The sequence below is a fragment of the uncultured Anaerotruncus sp. genome (assembly GCF_902490045.1).
Classification (GTDB): Bacteria; Bacillota; Clostridia; order Oscillospirales; family Ruminococcaceae; genus Anaerotruncus.
The window spans coordinates 1-1918 of record NZ_CABUCJ010000203.1 but is presented as its reverse complement, the minus strand read 5'-3'; the positions used below and the strand labels follow the sequence as shown (position 1 = coordinate 1918).

General features: G+C 62.4%; 1 protein-coding gene and 1 pseudogene. One reads left to right on the top strand and one right to left on the bottom strand.

Annotation, left to right across the window (positions count from 1 at the left end; translation table 11 throughout):
• Positions 1 to 234 precede the first annotated feature (234 nt).
• Positions 235 to 942 carry a helix-turn-helix domain-containing protein gene (locus tag RDM88_RS12705; RefSeq protein ID WP_308755191.1) on the bottom strand — a complete coding sequence of 236 codons (708 nt, stop codon included), beginning with the start codon at positions 940 to 942 and terminating at the stop codon, positions 235 to 237.
• A gap of 171 nt (positions 943 to 1113) precedes the next feature.
• Here RDM88_RS12705 and RDM88_RS12920 point away from each other — a divergent pair.
• Positions 1114 to 1747: pseudogene (locus RDM88_RS12920) on the top strand (histidine phosphatase family protein).
• Positions 1748 to 1918 lie beyond the last annotated feature (171 nt).

Here is a 1918-nt window from a genome sequence, read left to right as displayed (position 1 = left end):
CGTCCAAAGGACGGTGCCGGCGGGGGCGAAGCCCCCCGCCGCCGGGCCGCAGGCCCGGGGCCCCGCCCCGTCCCAGCGTTTTTCGCCGCGCAAAAAAGGGCCCGTCCGGCAGGACGGGCCCTACAGTGCAAAAACGGTCCGGTTTTTCACCGCGCGATTGCGCCGCGCCGCAAAAAATGGTAAAATAGCCCCATGGCTGTTCCGCGGCCAATCCCGGGCGGAAAAAGTCCGCGCCTATTTTTTCCCGGCGGCCGGATAGGCGATGCGGGCCTCGGAATTCTGGATGAGGTTGAGCAGCGAGGAGGCGAAGAGCGGGTAATCCCGCGAGAGCGCCTCGGTGGTGACGTAGAGCGGGTCCACGTTGGGGATGCGCTCCATGTCCGCGGCGGGATCGCCCTTGGCGATCGAATAGGCGTTCGCGCTGCACACGTGCATGGCGGCGTCGGCATACTGCTGGGCGACGGTGTCGGGCACGGTGAACATCGCGCTCTGGTTACGCGGATTGGCCCCGTAGACCAGCCGGAACATCCGGTAGACCGCCAGCATGAGGAAAGAGGACACCTCGTTGACGAGCGGCTTGCACGCGCTGCGTGAAAGCATGTCGAAGAGGATGTTGAGCGAATTGGCGATCAGCTTTTTGTTGAGGACGGGGAGCACGCCCGATTTGAAGACGTTCTCCTTGCCGACGCTGTCGGGCTCCGGGATATCCTCAACCGTCAGCTTGGAGCCGGTGCGGTCGGGGGAGCGGCCGAGCATATAGTCGCAGGAGACGCCGTAAAAATCGGCGCAGCGGATGAGAAAATCCAGCCCGCACTCGCGGATGCCCTTCTCGTAATGGGAGAGCAGCGCCTGCGAAATCCCGAGCTTGGAAGCCGCGAGCTTCTGGCTGATGCCGCGCTCTTTGCGCAGTAAGGTCAGGACCCTTGGAAAGTCAGCGTTCATTTGTCAATACCCCTCAAGAACCTTTTTTATCTATCTCTCAGGACCCGTGGAGGTCCCGGAAAAGGCCTTTTACGTACTGTAAATTATATAATAACCAAAACCTTTTGTAAATAGGGCATGTCGAGAAAATGAAAGATTTGTGAAAAAAAGTCAAAAAGGGGCGTTTCGTTTATGCTAACATACAAAATCCACCTGCTCCGGCACGGCCTGACCCAGGCAAACCTTGACGGGCGGTATATCGGGCGCACCGACCTGCCGCTCTGCCCCGAGGGACGGGCGCGGCTGGAAAAGCTGCGGGACGCCTGCGAATACCCGTGGGTCGAGCGGGTGTATACAAGCCCGCTGCTGCGCGCACGGCAGACGGCGGAGCTGCTCTACCCGGGCCGCCCGCTCGAACCGCTGGACAAGCTGCGGGAGCTCGACTTCGGAGCGTTCGAGAACCGGACGATCACCGACCTTGAACAGGACCCCGCCTTCCGGGCGTGGATCGCGGCCCCGGCCGCCGCCGCGCGGGGAGAGCGCGGCGGCGCTTCTGGGGCGCGCCGTCGAGGCGGTGGCGTACATCTTCGCCCGAATGATGGAGGAGCGCGTGACCTCTGTGGCGGTCGTGACCCACGGCGCGCTCATCATGAACCTGCTGGCCGCGATGGGCCTGCCCGAGCGGGAGGCGGTGCGCTGGAACGCGGGCCCCGGCGAGGGCTACACTCTGCTGCTTTCCGCGCAGATGTGGATGCGCGACCGGAAGTTCGAGGTCTACGAGCAGATCCCCTATCCGCCCGAGCAGGGGGACAATTCCGACGAATAGGCAAGCCGTTTTTTGGTGGACATTTTACATTTTCGTGCTAGAATGTACATAATATCGTTACAAGGAGAAGGTACGCTATGAATCTGAACCTCTGCGTGCTCGAGGGCGACGGCATCGGCCCCGAGATTGTCAAGGAAGCCGTGCGGGTGCTGCGCGCCGTCTGCGGCGCGC